The following is a 17,619-nucleotide window of genomic DNA, read 5'->3' as shown; positions in this document are numbered from 1 at the left end:
GAAGAAAAGGAGGATGTACTTCTACATCTTCAGAAAAAATACAAAAGAACAATGAAGACCATCTAAAACCGACGGTTTTCATTGTTCTTTTTGTTTGTTAAGAGCTGGTTTTTTCCCAGCCCCGTATCCATAAATTGATTTATTAACTTATAATGTAGTTTAGAAATTTAAACTGTACCAGATGACTGTATAAGTTGAGTTCGGGTGGCTTATCACCCGAACTTCTCCTCTTCAAGAACAATAAACTGCGAATTGTGTTCAAAAATTGAAATCTTAATAATTCATTAAAAGAAGGCTGACAAATGACAACCCAAACAGACTTTTTATTAAATGGTTACATAAGTGATGGCATGATTATTCAGCAGAATAAAGCTATCCGATTTTCTGGAAAAGATGCACCCAGTCAAACCGTTCAGGTGAGTTTAAATGGCAGGGTGGAAGAAGGTAAATCAACTAAAGATGGTGATTGGATTGTAACTTTTCCAGCAATGGAAGCGGGCGGACCCTACACTGTCTCTTTTAAAGGGTCGTCAAATCGAACTGTAGAAGATGTATATTTTGGAGAGGTGTGGCTACTTGGGGGCCAGTCAAATATGGAGCTCCCAATTAATCGGACATATGATGAATTCAAAGAGGAAATAGATGCAGCAGATTATCCGTTAATCCGACAATTTCATGTAGAGATGGCGGTAGCTTTTGATGAACCTGAGACATTCGTGACTAAGGGCCAGTGGAAGAAAGCCACTCAGGAGTCTATCCAAGACTTCTCATCCCTCGGTTTTTTTTACGCCAAAGAACTGCATAAAAAGCTGAATGTACCCATTGGCATCGTTCATACTGCTGTGGGTGGCACGCCAGTTGAAGCATGGATGAATGAAGAGACGTTGTGTTCACTGGGAGATTATAATGATGAAATAGATTATTGGAAAGATCCAGACAACGTTAAGGCAGAAGTGGAAAAGGACATGAGAGTGAATCAGTCCTGGTATGAGGATTTAAATGCTCATGATAAAGGATTGCGGGAAGAATGGTTCAAAGAGGATTTTGATGATTCGTCTTGGGAAAGTGTAACTGTTCCATTCATGTTTAAAGAACATCACCGCTTGAAAGATTTTTCAGGAGCCGTCTGGTTCCGACGTAAGTTTACATTATCAGAAGAGGATCTGAAAGCTGATCATTTCAGATTACGGCTAGGTTCGCTTATCAATGGTGATGAAACATATTTAAACGGCAAAAAGGTAGGGGTCACAGAATACCGCTATCCTCCTAGAAAATACCTATTGGATAAGGCGGATTTAAAAGTCGGTCTTAACAGTCTTGTCATCAGACTATCAATCGATGCATCAAATGGCGGCTTTATACCTGATTTGCCATACCAGCTTGAACTGGACAATAAAGCAATTAATCTGACAGGTGACTGGAAATATAAAATCGGGTATCAGAAAGACGACATAGAGCCAATGCTGTTTCTTCATTATAAGCCTGCGGTTCTTTATAAAGGGATGCTGTCACCTCTGAAAGAGCTTGCCTTTCAAGGCATATTGTTTTATCAGGGAGAATCCAATACAAAGCAGCCAGTCGGTTATAAAGATTTAATGACTCTAATGATACAAGACTGGCGAAGCTTATTTAAAGATGAGCTACCTTTTTATTATGTTCAGCTTGCCAATTATTTGGACCCGGCTGTGGACGAAGATGATTTAAGCTGGGCTGTTCTCAGATACGAGCAGGATAAGGTGAGACAAAGTATCAGTGCAGCAGAAATGGTTCCGGCCTATGACTGTGGGCAGTCAAATGAGCTCCATCCGCATGATAAAAAGACACTGGCTCAGCGGTTGGCACATATTTCGCTTCATAATGAGTATGAACTTGGACCGGCCTATGAAAATTTAGAAGTTGAAAAGGTTGAATCACATACAGACTGCATGATCTTGAGTATGAGGGGACTGAAAGGCGACTTGCTTGTCTCAGAACAACAGCCTGAACTGGAAATAAAACAAGAAGAAGAGTGGGTTTTAGTCAGTAATTTTGAGTACCATGGCGATCAGCTAATTATTCCTTTAGCTCAGCAGACTGGTGACAAGCATGACATCGAGTCAATCAGGTATGCATGGAGAAATGATCCAAAAGGCTCCTTTTATGATTCAGTTACTAAACTTCCTTTGCTGCCTTTCATTTATCCTTTAAATTAATTTAACATACGATAAAAAGTCCAGCTCGGTGTGGCTACAACCGGGCTGGACTTCGCTTTTCCCATTTTAAATTTCAAATGGGAGCAAGAAGAAGGGATTAATCTTCTTTTTCACCTTTTTTAGATTCCTCAAGGTCATCAACATTATCTAAGTTGAATGGCTTTTTGTCTTCAGGATGTGAATCCTGCTCTTTTTCACGTTCGCTTTTTTCAAGTTCTCCCTCGGTACGCTCCTGATCTGCGCCTACAGCGCCTTCCTTAGTTTTTTTCGCTGCTTCTGCATCAGCAGGTAGTCTAGGGTTTCCTGCAGTTGATGGATCATTTTGCATAAATACATCGACTCCTTTCTAAATTCTATATTAAGTATAGCACACACAGTAATATAACGCTTTCAAAACGCTTAACAGCGTGCTAGTATTAAAAATAGGAGTATTTTAATAAAATGTATTGACACCGTTTCCACAATAATGTATTGTTGGTTTGTAAGTTAAACCAACTAACAATATCACAAAAAGTGAGAGGAGAATTATTATATATGGCATATTTTGACAATATTGGTAAAATTAAATACGAAGGCGCTCAGTCAAAAGATCCTTTGGCATTTAAATTTTACAACCCTGAAGAAAAAATCAACGGAAAATCAATGGAGGAATTACTTAGATTTGGTGTTGCCTACTGGCATACATTCACTGAAGATTTATCCGATCCATTTGGTGTTGGAACTGCTCAGCGTCCATGGGACAAGTATTCTGATCCAATGGAAAAAGCTAAAGCACGTGTAGATGCTTCATTTGAGTTTTTCGATAAATTAGGCGTTCCATATTTCTGTTTCCACGACTTTGATATTGCCCCTGAAGGCAGCAACCTAAAAGAAACATTAGCTAATCAGGATGTTATTGTCGACATGATGGAAGACTATATGAAAGACAGCAAAGTGAAATTGCTTTGGAATACAGTAAATAACTTTACTAATCCAATGTTCGTTCACGGTGCATCTACTTCAAATAACGCTGATGTATTTGCTTATGCAGCTGCTAAAGTGAAAAAAGGTCTGGAAGTCGGAAAACGTTTAGGTTCAGAAAGTTATGTGTTCTGGGGCGGACGTGAAGGTTACGAAAGCTTATTGAACACTAACATGGGTCTAGAACTGGACAACCTGGCACGTTTCTTCCACATGGCTAATGACTATGCGAAAGAAATTGGCTTCGATGCTCAATTCCTTATTGAACCAAAACCGAAAGAGCCTACTTCTCACCAGTATGACTTTGACGTGGCTCACGGTTTCGCCTTCCTGCAGAAGTACGGTTTGCAAGACGTATTTAAATTTAATATTGAAGCGAACCACGCAACACTTGCGGGACACAGCTTCGAACACGAATTACACTATGCACGTATTAACGGCATGCTAGGATCAGTTGATGCCAATCAAGGTCACCCACATCTAGGATGGGATACGGATGAATTCCCATCAGACTTGTACGCTACAACACTAGCTATGTATGAAATTCTTAAGAATGGTGGACTTGAAAAAGGTGGATTGAACTTTGATGCTAAAGTTCGTCGTACATCATTCAAACCTGAAGATTTATTCAAAGCGCATATTGTTGGTATGGATAGCTTTGCTTTAGGTGCTAAAGTCGCTCAGCGCATGATTGATGACAAAGCGATTGACAGCATTCTTGACAAGCGTTACAGCTCATTCAACAACGGTATCGGAAAAGACATCGTTGATGGAAACACAGACTTCAAGAAACTTCAGGACTACGCTCTAGGTCTAGATAAGATCGAAAACGAATCTGGAAATGTTGAAGTTATTAAAGGAATTCTTAACCAGTATCTAGTGACTACAATCGCTGAAGGTTAATTAAATAGACAAAAACGACCGATCAGGCTAAATAGTCTGATTGGTCGTTTTTTTTCTGATACATAGCTTCCGAAAAAGGGGTGATAAGCTGTTCAATCAGCGACCGCTGATTGTTCCTTGTTAGAATTTATACTACTTGTTTTAGGGGTGTCTTTAAAGAGGATGAGCGACAGAGTTATACCGATTAGCGGCTAATCGAAAGGAATATTGTGCTGAAAACAGAAAACTCATGCCGAATAAAGCAAATCGATAGGAGTTTTTACTCTCACAGTGAAAACTCCTATCGAGTAGGTCTGTTTTGAAACAAGTAAGTCGGTTCCAGCAGTAAAGTTGTCTCGAAAAAAGCACCCTTGCATCATACGCAAGGGTGCTTCATCTTACTCAATTAAATTTTACCCGGAACGAGTCGCTTGTTCATCCAGCGCTTCTTTTTCCAGCGGAAGAACATCAGGCTGCCGCGAATCCATTCATCAAACAGCATGGCCATCCAGATGCCCGGGAGACCAAAGCCTAAGGCAATACCGAACAGATAGGCCAAGGGAACGAGGGCGCCCCACATGACTGTTACGCCAATCATCACGGGGAACTTGGCGTCTCCAGCGGCCCTTAGCGCACTGATAATGACCAGATTACTTGTGCGTGCCGGCTGCAGGAAGAGCTCAATAATCATAATGGTTGATCCGAGAGCAATCAGGCTGGGATCATTTGTGAAAAAACTGAAGATCTGCTGGCCAAATAAAGCGAAGATACTGCCGATAATGATGGTAACCAGACCGGCAAATTTGAAGCCCATAAACATATACTCATACGCTTCATCCTGCTTCTTGGCACCGACCAGCTGGCCGATGAAAATCTGCATGCCTTTTGCAATAGATAAAGAGAAAATAACTAGTACCGACATAAAATTCTGTGAGTAGACACGTGTTGCCAGGGCAGTCGCACCTAATGTTGTAATCATAACCGTCAGAACCAGCTGGCTCACGTTATAAGACAGTTGTTCACCGGCCGAAGGCACACCGATATTGAGTATCTTCTGTGTGTACTCTTTTTTTAACTTGAAAAAAGAGCCCAGCGACATCTTGACAGGCATTCGCTTAGTCAACAGCACAAACATACCCAGCATAATTAGAATTCGAACAGTAGCGGTAGAAATGGCAACACCGGTCACACCGATACGTGGAAAGCCGAGGGCACCAAATATCAGCACATAATTACCAAAAACGTTCAGCACATTCATTATCAGCACTGAAGCCATCACGTCTTTCGTGTGTCCCATCGCCTGAAGCAAAGAGGATATAGTTAAAATCATCGCCTGGGCAAAAAGGGCAGAGCCGACAATCAAAGCGTAACTACTTGCGTAAGCATAGAGTTCTGGTTCCAGAGAAAACAGGTTCAGTAAGAAGTGACGGTTCAGCACGACAAACAGACTAACGCCTAATCCGAAAATCAAATTAATCGTAATGGCACTAGCGATAGTGTTTTTGACCCCTTCTTTATCATTGGCGCCAACATACTGGGAGACCACGACCCCGGCACCCATCGCGGTAAAGTTAAAGAGGACAAACATAAAAGTCATCAGCTGATTTACAACGCCAATAGCTGCGACTGCCTGATCGGATACAAAACTGAGCATGAATACGTCGGTCAGCTTCATCAGAATCTGCAGAAATACTTCGATAAAAATAGGCCAGGTTATCATAAATAAGTAACGTTTAGCTGAAGCGGGATTTTTTAATGTAATGGTATTTACCATAGAGCATCTTCCTTTGCAATTAAAACTTGACACAAAGAAAAGTGTAGCACTTTCATTTAGATAAAGATACCTCAAATCCCTATTATTAAAGGAATTTAAGGCTGAAAAATAAAAAAACAGATGAAATTTTAAGTAAACGCTTGCACGCATGAGTAAGTGGTGGTATAGTGAATTTATCAAAAGGTACGTACTACTTTTAAATGAAATCGGTTGCTTTAGTAATTTTTAGTAGGTGTATACTGGTTTTACTTATAATAGGTACGTATAACTATAGCAATTAAAGGAGGGTAGTCGGATCAAGTCGCTTTAATCAGTAAACAAACTATACTTTGGGGGTAACAAATAATGAAAATTTTAGTAATCGCTTTTACAGCACTGTTTTTGGCAGCATGTGGAAATGGCGGAGATGGAGATGCAATCGATAATCCGACAATAGGTATTTCAATGCCGACACAAAGTTCTGAACGATGGATTGAAGACGGTAACAATATGGTTTCATTATTAGAAGAACGTGGATATGAAGCAGATTTACAGTATGCAGAGAATGTTGTTGAAAATCAGCTATCTCAAATCGAAAACATGATTACTCAAGGTGTTGATATTTTAATCATCGCAGCTGTTGATGGGGAAGCTTTGACGGATGTCTTAGACCAGGCTGAAAATCTAGATATTCCTGTTATAGCATATGACCGATTAATTATGAACCATGAACAGGTCAGCTACTATGCTACATTTGACAACTTTGGTGTTGGTGAATTACAAGGTGGGTATATTGTAGAAGCACTAGATTTAGAGAATGGGGACGGCGGTCCATATAACATCGAGTTGTTCGGCGGATCACCTGATGACAATAATGCTTACTTCTTCTGGGATGGAGCTATGTCAGAGCTAGAGCCTTATATTGAAAGCGGAGATTTAGTTGTACAAAGTGGACAGTCAGATTTCAGTCAGGCAGCCACTTTAAGATGGGACGGAGCAGAAGCCCAGTCTCGTATGGATAATATTTTAAGTTCAAATTATGGAAGTGAAAATCTTGATGCGGTTCTTTCACCATATGATGGAATCAGCTTAGCTGTTATTTCAGCACTCGAAAGTGCAGGATACGGTACTGACGAAAGACCATTGCCAATCATTACTGGACAAGATGCCTATGTTGCTACAGCAGCATCCATTCTTGAAGGTGGACAAACTCAGACAGTATTCAAAGACACTCGTGAATTAGCAGAACGAGCAGTAGACATGGTTGAAGCCATTGTTGATGGAGAAGAACCTGAAGTAAATGACACTGAAACATATGACAACAATGTAAGGGTTGTGCCAGCTTATCTTGAGGAACCTGTATCCGTAGATATCGATAATATTGACGAAGTATTATTCGAATCTGGATACATCGATCGTGATGAAGAAGAAGAAATAGAATAAAAGTCTCTGGAGATGATATGATGAGTAAGCCAATCTTAAAAATGGAGAATATTACTAAAGAATTTCCTGGGGTAAAAGCACTGGACAACGTTAATTTTGAAGTGATGGAAGGCGAAATACATGCATTAGTAGGTGAAAATGGTGCCGGAAAGTCAACGTTAATGAAAGTTTTGAGTGGTGTGCATCCACATGGCACCTATTCAGGTAATATTATCTACGAAGGTAACGAATCACAGTTCAATACGATTAACGACAGTGAAGAAAAAGGGATTGTTATCATCCACCAGGAATTGGCACTGATTCCGGAATTAACAGTTGCAGAAAATATTTTCTTAGGAAACGAACAGACAAAGAATCGTTTTATTGACTGGAGAAAAACGACTTTCAAAGCGAAAGAGCTAGTTAGCCGAGTAGGGTTAAAAGCAGAAGTTGATGATTTGATTTCACAAATCGGAGTTGGGCAGCAGCAGTTAGTAGAAATTGCCAAAGCTCTTTCTAAAGATGTTAAATTGCTTATTTTAGATGAACCAACAGCTGCATTAAACGAAAGAGAATCCGAAAAGTTACTTCAGCTTTTGAAAGAATTCAAAGCGCAAGGCATTACATCAATTATTATTTCACACAAGTTAAAAGAAGTACTCGCAGTAGCGGATAATATTACCATACTGAGAGATGGTCAGACTATAGAAACTCTTAAGAATGAAGAACTAAAAGAAAATCGAATTATAAAGGGAATGGTTGGACGCGATTTGTCCGACCTATACCCTTCACGTAACAATGCAGTCGGTGATATTAAATTTGAAATTAAAAATTGGACACTGGGCCATCCGACAATAGCGGATAGAAACATTATCGAAAAGGCCAGTTTAAATGTTAAAAGTGGTGAAGTAGTAGGTATTGCAGGTCTAATGGGAGCTGGACGTACCGAATTGATGATGAGTATTTTTGGCCGATCATACGGTAAATATATTGACGGACAAGTTAGTATTAATGGTAAAGAGGTCTCTTTGCCAAACGTCAGTGAAGCAATTAAAAATGGTGTGGCCTACGTTTCTGAGGATAGAAAAGAGTACGGGCTAATACTTGAGGATTCAATCAAGCAAAATATCAGCCTGGCCAACTTGTCCGAGCTGCAAGAGAAATTTACTATAAATCGCCACAAGGAAACTGAAGTAGGAAAAGAATACAAAGAGAAACTGAATATCAAAGCTCCTACGATTGAGCAGAAAGTAGTTAATTTAAGTGGGGGTAATCAGCAGAAAGTTGTTCTTGGCAAATGGATTTTCACTAATCCGGAAGTCCTTATTCTGGATGAACCTACACGAGGAATAGACGTGGGTGCGAAAAATGAGATTTACAAGCTGATTAATGATCTAGCTGCTCAAGGAAAAAGCATTCTGGTTATTTCATCTGAATTACCTGAACTGCTAGGGATATGCGACAGAATTTACACGCTGTCATTCGGAAAAATTACTGGAGAGTTTCCAATAGCAGAAGCTGAACAGGAAAAATTAATGACGTACATGACTTCAGACGGGGGTAGTGAAAGTGAAGGAAATTAAGAAACTTATAACACAGAATTTAGAAAAGTTTGGAATGGTCATTGCTTTAACGGGTCTTATTCTAATCTTTTCATTTTTAACTGGTGGTACATCATTATCCGCGCTTAATGTCACAAATATCATTATGCAGAACAGTTATATCATTATACTTGCTATAGGTATGGTGCTGGTTATTATTACAGGTGAAATTGATCTGTCAGTTGGTTCTGTTGCTGCATTTGTAGGGGCAGTAGCCGGAGTGTTAATGATTAATTATGATATGTCAATGTACATTGCTGTGCCGATTTCTTTAGCCCTTGGTGGGTTAATAGGTGCCTGGCATGGTTTCTGGATTGCGTATATGAAAATACCGGCATTCATTGTAACGTTGGCAGGTATGTTGCTGTTCAGAGGGTTAACGATGGTTACATTAGGTGGACGCACACTTGCGCCTTTTCCACCAGAATTCAGAACTGTCAGCTCGCGTTTTCTAGATGACTGGCTAAATGGTGGAGAGTATCACTTGCTCACTATCGTGATAGGTATCATTGCAGTAGTCAGTTTTATTGCTTTAGAAGTAAACAAAAGAAAGCAGAACAAAGATCTTAATATTTCTGTAGAAAGCAACGGCCTCTTTATTGCCAAGCTAGTAGGGGTTTCATTAGTTATAGCGGCCTTTACCGAAAGACTGTCATCTTATGCAGGTGTACCTTTTGTCTTATTCTTACTTGTTGCCTTAATTCTAGCTTATGGATTCTTTACAAAGCGTACGATTAGCGGTAGACACGTTTATGCAATTGGTGGGAATGAAAAAGCAGCACAATTATCAGGTGTTAAAACACAGAAAATCAAATTCTGGGTCTTCGTTAATATGGGAGTCTTGTCAGCTGTGGCTGGTCTAGTCTTTGCTGGTCGATTGAATGCGGCAACGCCTCAAGCTGGTCAGTTATTCGAACTGGATGCCATCGCGGCGGCAGTAATCGGTGGAGCTTCATTAACTGGTGGTGCCGGAACTGTTATTGGTGCGCTGATTGGTGCGTTAATCATGGGTATACTAGATAATGGAATGTCAATTCTTGGTGTCGGTATTGACTGGCAGCAGGCAATTAAAGCACTCGTATTACTAGGTGCTGTTGCATTCGATATCTTAAATAAAAACAAACGAAAATAAACTCATTTATAACCAAAGACTCCTGTTAGTCTTTGGTTATAAATAATCAGATCACAAAGATATATCCTGTCTGCTAGTTAATAGCTAATCATACCAATAGGATTTGAATTGTTATATAATGGGAGTAATTAAGCGTTTAGGAGTGGGATTATGCAAAATGAACCGAAATACATTGCGATTAAAAATGAAATACAGAAAAAAATTATATCTGAAGACTATAGTTTAGGAGCTAAAATCCCTTCTGAAGCTGAATTAAGACTACAATTCAATGTGAGTCGACATACCATAAGGCAGGCAATATCCGAGTGTGTAAATGATGGCTACCTTGTTAAACAACAGGGGTCAGGTACGTATGTCAGTGATCTTTATAAAACAAAACAGATTGGCAGTGGAAACAAAACTATTGGAGTCATCACCACCTATCTATCTGATTACATTTTTCCTTCTATCATTAGAGGAATTGAAGAAGAGTTGTCAAAGCATGATTACTCACTAATGTTATCAAGTACAAGAAATAATGTTGAAAATGAGAAACGCTCTCTCGAAAGTATGATAGAACAAAACGTGGATGGCTTAATAGTGGAGCCGACAAAAAGTAATTTGATGAATCCTAACTTGAATTACTATTTGAGCTTAGCTGAAAGCAAAACGCCATTAGTTATGCTTAATGCCTCTTATGAAGAATTGGATTTACCGGTGGTGGCGCTAAATGATCAAGAATCAGGAAAGATGGCTACAGAGCACTTGATTGATAAAGGGCATACTAATATAGGTATTATAACTAAATCAGATGACCTGCAAGGTAAAAATCGATTAAAAGGCTATTTAAAAGCCCTCTATGATGCGAAAATGACTTTCTCTAACGATTTTATTTTGCGGTATGATACTGAGGCAAAGGAAGACTTGCCTGCTCTCATTCATATCATGCTTGAGACTAAAGACATTCCAACTGCCTTCGTATGCTATAACGATGAAGTCGCGGTCATGCTAATAAAAGAGATGGATAAATTAAACTTAAAATGTCCGGAAAATATTTCTGTAGTTAGCCATGATGACAGTCTATATAGTACAGTTCATCCAACAGTGAAATTGACTTCAGTCAAACACCCTAAAGAAGAGCTGGGAAGGCAAGCTGCTAGAAGTATAGTTGAAGCTGTCGAAAGTGGAAAAGCAATCAAGTCGCACATCTTCGAACCTAATTTAATCATTAGAAATTCCACAAAAAATATAAACACCAGTACGTCTGCTCAGTCACAGTAGATTCGAATGTAAGATTAACTATCTTACTAGACTGACATGTACGTACCATTTAACGGAATAAAATAAATGACTTGGAAGAAATGATTTCTAGATAGGAAGTGAAGCATTTGCTGGAAGAACTAAAACAACAAGTCTACGAAGCCAATATGGCTTTACCTGAACACAATCTCGTTGTCTTTACTTGGGGAAATGTCAGTGGGATTGACCGAGAAAACAACTACATTGTCATCAAGCCTAGCGGGGTGGAGTATTCAGCTTTATCTCCTGAAAATATGGTTGTCGTGGATTTTGACGGCAAAGTAGTAGAAGGTGAGATGAAACCCTCAAGCGACACCGCAACACATATTGAACTCTATAAGCAGTTTAAAGACATCGGTGGTGTTGTACACACGCACTCGCCATGGGCCGTGAGTTTTGCTCAGGCTGGCTCGGACATACCTGCTGCCGGAACGACTCATGCGGATTATTTTTATGGGGACATCCCCTGCACTAGACGAATGAAACAGGATGAAATTGAGACAGACTACGAAAAACAGACGGGTACTGTTATTGTCAATACATTTAAAAACCGGTCAATTGATCCGAATCAGATTCCGGGCGTTTTAGTAAACGATCATGGTCCTTTTACCTGGGGAACTGATCCGCTTAACGCGGTGCATAATTCAGTTGTTCTCGAGCAGGTTGCTCAAATGACTTATCACGGATTAATGCTGAGTAATCAGAGTTCACGAATGGATCAGGCGTTACTCGATAAACATTATTTGAGAAAACACGGAAAAGACGCTTACTACGGTCAATAAATTGTTTGGAGGAAATAGAGTATGTTAAAAATAGCAAAAAAAGAATTCTGGTTTGTAGTCGGAAGTCAGCATTTATATGGACCGGAGGCTCTGGAAGAAGTGAAGAGCCATGCGAAAGAGATTGCAGATGCGTTAAATGAAGAAGGTAATTTTGCTTTTCCAATCAAATTTAAAGCACTGGTAACCACTGCTGATGAAATTAAAACGGTTATGAAAGACGTCAATTATCAGGATGAAGTAGCCGGGGTGATTACATGGATGCACACATTCTCTCCAGCAAAAATGTGGATTCCGGGAACTAAACTCCTTCAAAAACCGCTGCTGCACTTATCGACGCAGTTCAATAAAGAAGTGCCTTGGAAAACCATTGATATGGACTTCATGAACTTGAACCAGAGTGCTCATGGTGACCGTGAATACGGCTTTATCAACGCGCGACTGAAGAAGAATAATAAAGTGGTTGTCGGTCATTATCAGGACCCTGAAGTCCACGAAGAAATCAGCAACTGGATGCGTTCAGCAGTCGGTTTTGCTGAATCTCAGGCCATTAAAGTGGCGCGTTTCGGAGACAACATGCGTAACGTAGCGGTCACTGAAGGCGACAAAGTTGAAGCAGCCATTCAGTTCGGCTGGACTGTTGACTACTTTGGTATTGGGGACCTGGTTGAAGAGATGGACCAAGTAAGCGATGAAGATATCCAGTCTACTTACGAAGAATGTCAGTCTCTTTACGACATGGATCCGGGCGATAATGATGCAGACTTTTACGAATCACATGTCAAAGAACAGATTAAAATCGAAATTGGCTTGCGTCGGTTCCTTGAAAAAGGAGGCTATACAGCCTTTACCACAAACTTCGAAGACCTGCATGGCATGAAGCAACTCCCTGGTATGGCTGTTCAGCGTTTAAATGCTGAAGGTTATGGCTTTGCTGGAGAAGGCGACTGGAAGACTGCTGCGCTGGACCGTCTTGTTAAAGTTATGACGGATAATCAGTCAACCGGCTTTATGGAAGACTATACCTATAACTTTACTAAAGGTGATGAGTATATTGTTCAGTCACACATGCTTGAAGTGGATCCAACATTTGCAGAAACAAAACCAAAAGTCGTTGTGAATCCTCTAGGTATTGGTGATAAAGAAGACCCTGCCCGTCTTGTTTTTGACGGTAAAGCTGGAGAAGGTTTCGCTATTTCCATGCTTGACTTGGGTACGCATTACCGCTTGATGGTTAATACTTTTGAAGCTGTGACGCCGCAAGAAGAAGCACCGAACCTACCGGTAGCTCGTGTTATTTGGAAGCCAAAACCTGACTTTAAGACAAGCATTAAAAAATGGATTGAAGCGGGTGGCGGGCACCATACAGTCGCAACCTTAGCGCTAAATAAAGATGTTATTCTAGATTGGGCTAAACTCGTCGATTTGGAAACCTTTCTAATAGATTAATTAACAGTAGGAGATGCTCGCTGTAAGAGTATCTCCTATTTAGTGAAGAGTAAAGGGTGATTAAATGTTGAATGCACAACAAACAAACACAACAAAGAAAATACTCGGAATTGAATTCGGCTCGACACGGATTAAAGCCGTTTTGATTAATGAAAACCATCAGCAAATAGCAAGTGGGGCATATGACTGGGAAAACAAACTGGAAGAAGGATACTGGACGTATGCTATTGATGAAGTTTGGAAGGGGCTTCAAACTGCCTACAAGCAGCTTGCAGAGGATTATACCGCACGCTTCGATGAAAAATTGACAGAAATTGATGCTATGGGCTTCTCAGGCATGATGCATGGTTATCTGCCGTTTGATGCTGAAGGAAATCTACTCACACCATTCCGCACATGGCGTAATACGACGACAGAAATAGCGTCAAAAGAACTGACCGAACTCTTCTCCTTTAATATTCCTCAACGCTGGAGTATTGCTCATTTGCATCAAGCTATCTTAAATGAAGAAGAACACGTAAAAGACATTAATTTTCTGACGACCCTTGCTGGTTATGTACACTGGAGATTGACAGGAGTTAAGGCGCTTGGTATTGGAGAAGCATCTGGGATGTTCCCGATTGACAGTAATACTGGACAGTATAACCAGGAAATGGTCAATGCTTATGATAAAAAAATAGATTCAATTGATAAACAATGGTCACTGCTGGATATCTTACCAGAAACCTTATCAGCAGGTGAATCTGCCGGTCAACTAACCGATGAAGGTGCCCGACTCATTGATCCATCAGGAACTTTGCAGCCAAACGCTTTATTATGTCCACCGGAGGGTGATGCCGGTACGGGAATGGCCGCAACCAACGCAGTAGCTGAACGTACAGGAAACGTTTCGGCTGGGACATCTGTATTTGCCATGCTGGTTCTGGAAAATAGCTTATCGAACTACTATGAGGAAATCGATATGGTCACCACGCCGACGGGCAAACCGACTGCGATGGTTCACTGCAATAATTTTACGACAGACATTAATGCCTGGGCACGCTTGTTCAACGAACTGGTGGAAACGTTAGGGTTTGAGGTTTCAAGCGAGAAACTCTTTACGACGCTCTTTAACAAAGCGCTGGAGGCAGATGCAGATAATGGTCAACTGATGAGCTGCAACTATTATTCCGGCGAACCGATAACCGGATTGGAAGAGGGACGTCCGTTGTTTATTCAGATGCCGGACAGCACGTTGAATCTAGCTAACTTCATGCGCACCCATATTTATTCTGCTTTAGCTACTTTGAAATTGGGAATGGATATTCTGATTCAGAAAGAAGACGTCAGTATTGATCAGCTCTTGGGTCACGGCGGATTTTTCAAGACGAAGCAGGTCGGCCAGCAGATGATGGCTGATGCCCTGACTGTTCCGGTTTCTGTTATGGAAAGTGCGGGAGAAGGTGGTCCTTGGGGGATGGCATTGCTCGCTGCTTATGCTGCAAACAAAGACGAGAATGAAAAGCTGGAAGATTATTTGTCCACTAAAGTCTTCAGCAGCCAAAAAGCTGAGACAGTTGAGCCAAGTGAAGAAGGACAGAAGAACTTTAGATCCTTTATGGACCGCTACAGCGATATGCTTGAAGTGGAGAAATCCGCAGTTCAGTACATTAAATAATGAGGAAAAACGATGAGAGACTATTGAAAGAGGAGTTTGTTAATGCACACTTTTAATAATCCAATCATAGAAGGTTTCTCACCCGACCCGTCAGTCTGTGCGGTAGGAGACGATTATTATCTAGTTACATCAACCTTTGCATATTTCCCGGGTGTTCCCATCTACCACAGTAAAGATTTGGTGAACTGGAAACAGATCGGAAATATTCTGGATAGAAAAGAACAGCTCAATTTGCTAGGAGCGGCTCATTCACAAGGAATATTTGCGCCGTCCATTAGATACCATGACGGGACCTTTTATATGGTAACCACGAACGTCACTAATGGCGGGAACTTTTTAGTTAAAACGGATGATCCTGCTGGTGACTGGTCTGACCCTTATTTCCTGGATAGTGCACCAGGAATCGATCCGAGTCTATTCTTTGATGAAGATGGCCGCTGTTATTATGTCGGTACACGTGAAAATCCACGAGGTGCTGACTACAATGGCGACTGGGAAGTCTGGTTACAGGAACTTGATCTGGAAACTATGCAGTTAATCGGTGTCAGCACCAAGTTATGGAAAGGCGCATTGAGAGAGGCCATCTGGCCGGAAGGACCGCATATTTACAAGAAAGACGGGTATTACTACCTGATGATTGCCGAAGGTGGAACGGGGTTCAACCATGCCATAACAATTGCCCGCAGCGAATCAATCGACGGTCCTTACATCGGAAATAAAAACAATCCGATTCTAACCCATCGCCATTTAGGCAATCAGTATCCGATCCATAACGTCGGGCACGGCGATTTGGTGGAAACGCCGGACGGTAAGTGGTACTTGACTTGCCTTGCCAGTCGCCAGTTCAATGGCTATGATAACCTAGGCAGAGAAACCTTCCTGGCCAAAGTAGAGTGGGAAGATGGCTGGCCTGTCATTAACCCGGGAGAAGGGAAACTGCTGGACGAACAGGAACATGAACTAGCGCTCAGCGAACATGAAAAATTGGAGAGCTACCCACTACATGAATCCCACCCGGCTTTTGTCTATCTGCGCAATCCCGAATGGGCACATTATGACAGAGAAAGCAGGGCAGGCTGGTTACGGTTGTATCCATCAACTTATACACTTAAAGACCAGGCGTCTCCTAGTTATGTTGGTTTAAGGCAACCGTCTATGGATTATACCCTCACTGTAGAAATGGAAACTGCATTAAAGGCTAAAGAAGAAGCAGGGCTGGCGGTAATGCAAAACGACCGCTATGCCATCCGGTTGGTTGTTACAACTAACGAAGGAAGTAAAGAGGCTCGACTGATAAGAACGCTGGACGGAAAAGACGAAGTCATCGGTTCCGAGCCACTGACCGGAGACAAATTCGAACTCAAACTTCAAGGTGAAAATCAAAGCCTTAGAGGGACTATTTTAGTAGGTGAAAGAGAAATAACCATCGCTGAAAATGTAGATACGCACTACTTAAGTACTAAAGTTGCCGGCGGTTTTGTCGGCTGTACGATGGGCGTTTATGCAACATCAGAGAATGAAGAAACAGGATATGCCGATTTCAGTTCACTCAAGTTAACTAAAAATTAAAGCAAAAAGTAGACCGAAGGCAAAATAATTGTCTGCGGTCTACTTTTTTAGCTTGTGTCTTTAATAGTAAGGTTGAGTAAATCCAAAAAGCCTAGTGCCTGCGACTGGTTGACTATTGCCCCTTGAATTTCAGTGAGACTGATTTTGAGTGAGTCGAATTCACACGTAGAGATATCTATCCCGTTCAGTGACGTCCGGTTAAAGGCAGATCCATCTAGTTGACAGTTGCTGTAGCGAACGTGCTTGAGCTTGCAGTCCAGGAAGTCGGTTTCCATAAGCTTGCATTGGTCAAGTAAAACCCTATCAAATTTAGTGTAGCCAAAACTTGATAGGTGCATCATGCAATCATCAAAAGAAACATGCATTAATGTGGACTCGCTAAGTAAAAGGCCGTTCAAGCGGCATTTCCTGAATACGACCTGTTTCAAGGTGCTTTCTGTCAATTGAGCAGTAATGAGATCACAGGCATTAAACTCTACGTTCAGGAAGTAAGATCGGTCCAGTGTGAGCTGGTCAAACTGAACGCGTGTGAAGCGGACTGACTTGAATTCTAATAGACGACAATCTTCTATTGAAATGGCGCAGTCAGCGATTTCTACTTGTTCTACGTAAGGGTCTTCGGGATCAAAGATATCCTGGAAGGTTACTACCGGTAGCGAGTGAGGTAAAGACGGCAGAGTCAGCTTGTTAGTCATAGTTTTCTCCTTTACAAAGCAGTGGTTTGAATGTGCTTATATCATAGATTATTCGCTAGAGACTTTTAAATTATAGCATTCATTTAGTAAAATAGTCCAAATATCCGGAAATGTTTGGTATACTTAATACTCAAGTTTCGCACCCTAATAAATGCTTCACAATCCTATCGGATTAACCCTCACCAAAGAAATTACGCAGCAATTTGTTCTTGGTTTGACTGATTTCCAATCAAAATTTCTTTGAATGCCG

At 41.0% G+C, this 17,619-nt stretch carries 13 protein-coding genes; 10 read left to right on the top strand and 3 right to left on the bottom strand.

Annotated elements, in window-relative coordinates:
- The first annotated feature begins 302 nt into the window (after positions 1 to 302).
- Complete coding sequence (locus ACYVLS_RS10540) at positions 303 to 2,192, top strand: sialate O-acetylesterase (RefSeq protein WP_460324292.1); 1,890 nt, start codon at positions 303 to 305, stop codon at positions 2,190 to 2,192.
- A gap of 97 nt (positions 2,193 to 2,289) precedes the next feature.
- Here the strand turns inward: ACYVLS_RS10540 and ACYVLS_RS10535 are convergent, their stop codons facing one another.
- Positions 2,290 to 2,520 (bottom strand): hypothetical protein, encoded by a 231-nt coding sequence (locus tag ACYVLS_RS10535; protein WP_460324290.1) that lies wholly within the window; start codon positions 2,518 to 2,520, stop codon positions 2,290 to 2,292.
- 206 nt (positions 2,521 to 2,726) lie between these two features.
- Here ACYVLS_RS10535 and xylA point away from each other — a divergent pair, with 206 nt between their 5' ends.
- Positions 2,727 to 4,055, top strand: coding sequence for a xylose isomerase (xylA, locus tag ACYVLS_RS10530; RefSeq protein ID WP_460324288.1), 1,329 nt, complete (start codon positions 2,727 to 2,729; stop codon positions 4,053 to 4,055).
- A gap of 385 nt (positions 4,056 to 4,440) precedes the next feature.
- Here xylA and ACYVLS_RS10525 read toward each other — a convergent pair whose 3' ends face one another.
- The gene (locus ACYVLS_RS10525) at positions 4,441 to 5,808 is read right to left on the bottom strand and encodes an MATE family efflux transporter (RefSeq protein ID WP_460324286.1); all 1,368 of its coding nucleotides are present in this window, start codon (positions 5,806 to 5,808) and stop codon (positions 4,441 to 4,443) included.
- A 345-nt stretch (positions 5,809 to 6,153) separates the two neighbouring features.
- Here ACYVLS_RS10525 and chvE point away from each other — a divergent pair, with 345 nt between their 5' ends.
- The 8 genes from chvE to ACYVLS_RS10485 all read left to right on the top strand — a co-directional run bounded on the left by chvE (position 6,154) and on the right by ACYVLS_RS10485 (position 16,674).
- A complete protein-coding gene (chvE, locus tag ACYVLS_RS10520; RefSeq protein ID WP_460324284.1) occupies positions 6,154 to 7,230 on the top strand; it encodes a multiple monosaccharide ABC transporter substrate-binding protein in 1,077 nt (358 codons plus the stop codon).
- Positions 7,231 to 7,250: 20 nt separating this feature from the next.
- Complete coding sequence (gene mmsA / locus ACYVLS_RS10515) at positions 7,251 to 8,792, top strand: multiple monosaccharide ABC transporter ATP-binding protein (RefSeq protein ID WP_460324282.1); 1,542 nt, start codon at positions 7,251 to 7,253, stop codon at positions 8,790 to 8,792.
- A complete protein-coding gene (mmsB, locus tag ACYVLS_RS10510; RefSeq protein WP_460324280.1) occupies positions 8,779 to 9,942 on the top strand; it encodes a multiple monosaccharide ABC transporter permease in 1,164 nt (387 codons plus the stop codon). The genes mmsA and mmsB overlap by 14 nt, the downstream gene beginning before the upstream one ends.
- A gap of 150 nt (positions 9,943 to 10,092) precedes the next feature.
- Positions 10,093 to 11,202: a substrate-binding domain-containing protein gene (locus ACYVLS_RS10505; RefSeq protein ID WP_460324278.1), complete on the top strand. Its 1,110-nt coding sequence runs from the start codon at positions 10,093 to 10,095 to the stop codon at positions 11,200 to 11,202.
- 107 nt (positions 11,203 to 11,309) lie between these two features.
- Entirely contained in the window at positions 11,310 to 12,002 is a 693-nt protein-coding gene (gene araD, locus ACYVLS_RS10500; RefSeq protein WP_460324276.1) for an L-ribulose-5-phosphate 4-epimerase, read from the top strand.
- A 21-nt stretch (positions 12,003 to 12,023) separates the two neighbouring features.
- Entirely contained in the window at positions 12,024 to 13,448 is a 1,425-nt protein-coding gene (gene araA / locus ACYVLS_RS10495; RefSeq protein ID WP_460324274.1) for an L-arabinose isomerase, read from the top strand.
- A 64-nt stretch (positions 13,449 to 13,512) separates the two neighbouring features.
- Positions 13,513 to 15,105, top strand: a complete 1,593-nt coding sequence (locus tag ACYVLS_RS10490; protein ID WP_460324272.1) for a xylulokinase — start codon at positions 13,513 to 13,515, stop codon at positions 15,103 to 15,105.
- Between the two features lie 42 nt (positions 15,106 to 15,147).
- The gene (locus ACYVLS_RS10485) at positions 15,148 to 16,674 is read left to right on the top strand and encodes a glycoside hydrolase family 43 protein (RefSeq protein WP_460324270.1); all 1,527 of its coding nucleotides are present in this window, start codon (positions 15,148 to 15,150) and stop codon (positions 16,672 to 16,674) included.
- Between the two features lie 47 nt (positions 16,675 to 16,721).
- On the opposite strand, the gene ACYVLS_RS10480 is transcribed toward ACYVLS_RS10485, so the two are convergent.
- On the bottom strand, positions 16,722 to 17,369 hold the full coding sequence (locus tag ACYVLS_RS10480) for a pentapeptide repeat-containing protein (RefSeq protein WP_460324268.1): 648 nt from the start codon (positions 17,367 to 17,369) through the stop codon (positions 16,722 to 16,724).
- Between the last annotated feature and the right edge of the window lie 250 nt (positions 17,370 to 17,619).

The organism is Alkalibacterium psychrotolerans, assembly GCF_054784355.1.
Note: the sequence above shows the minus strand (reverse complement) of the source record. Positions and strands in the feature narration are given on the sequence as shown.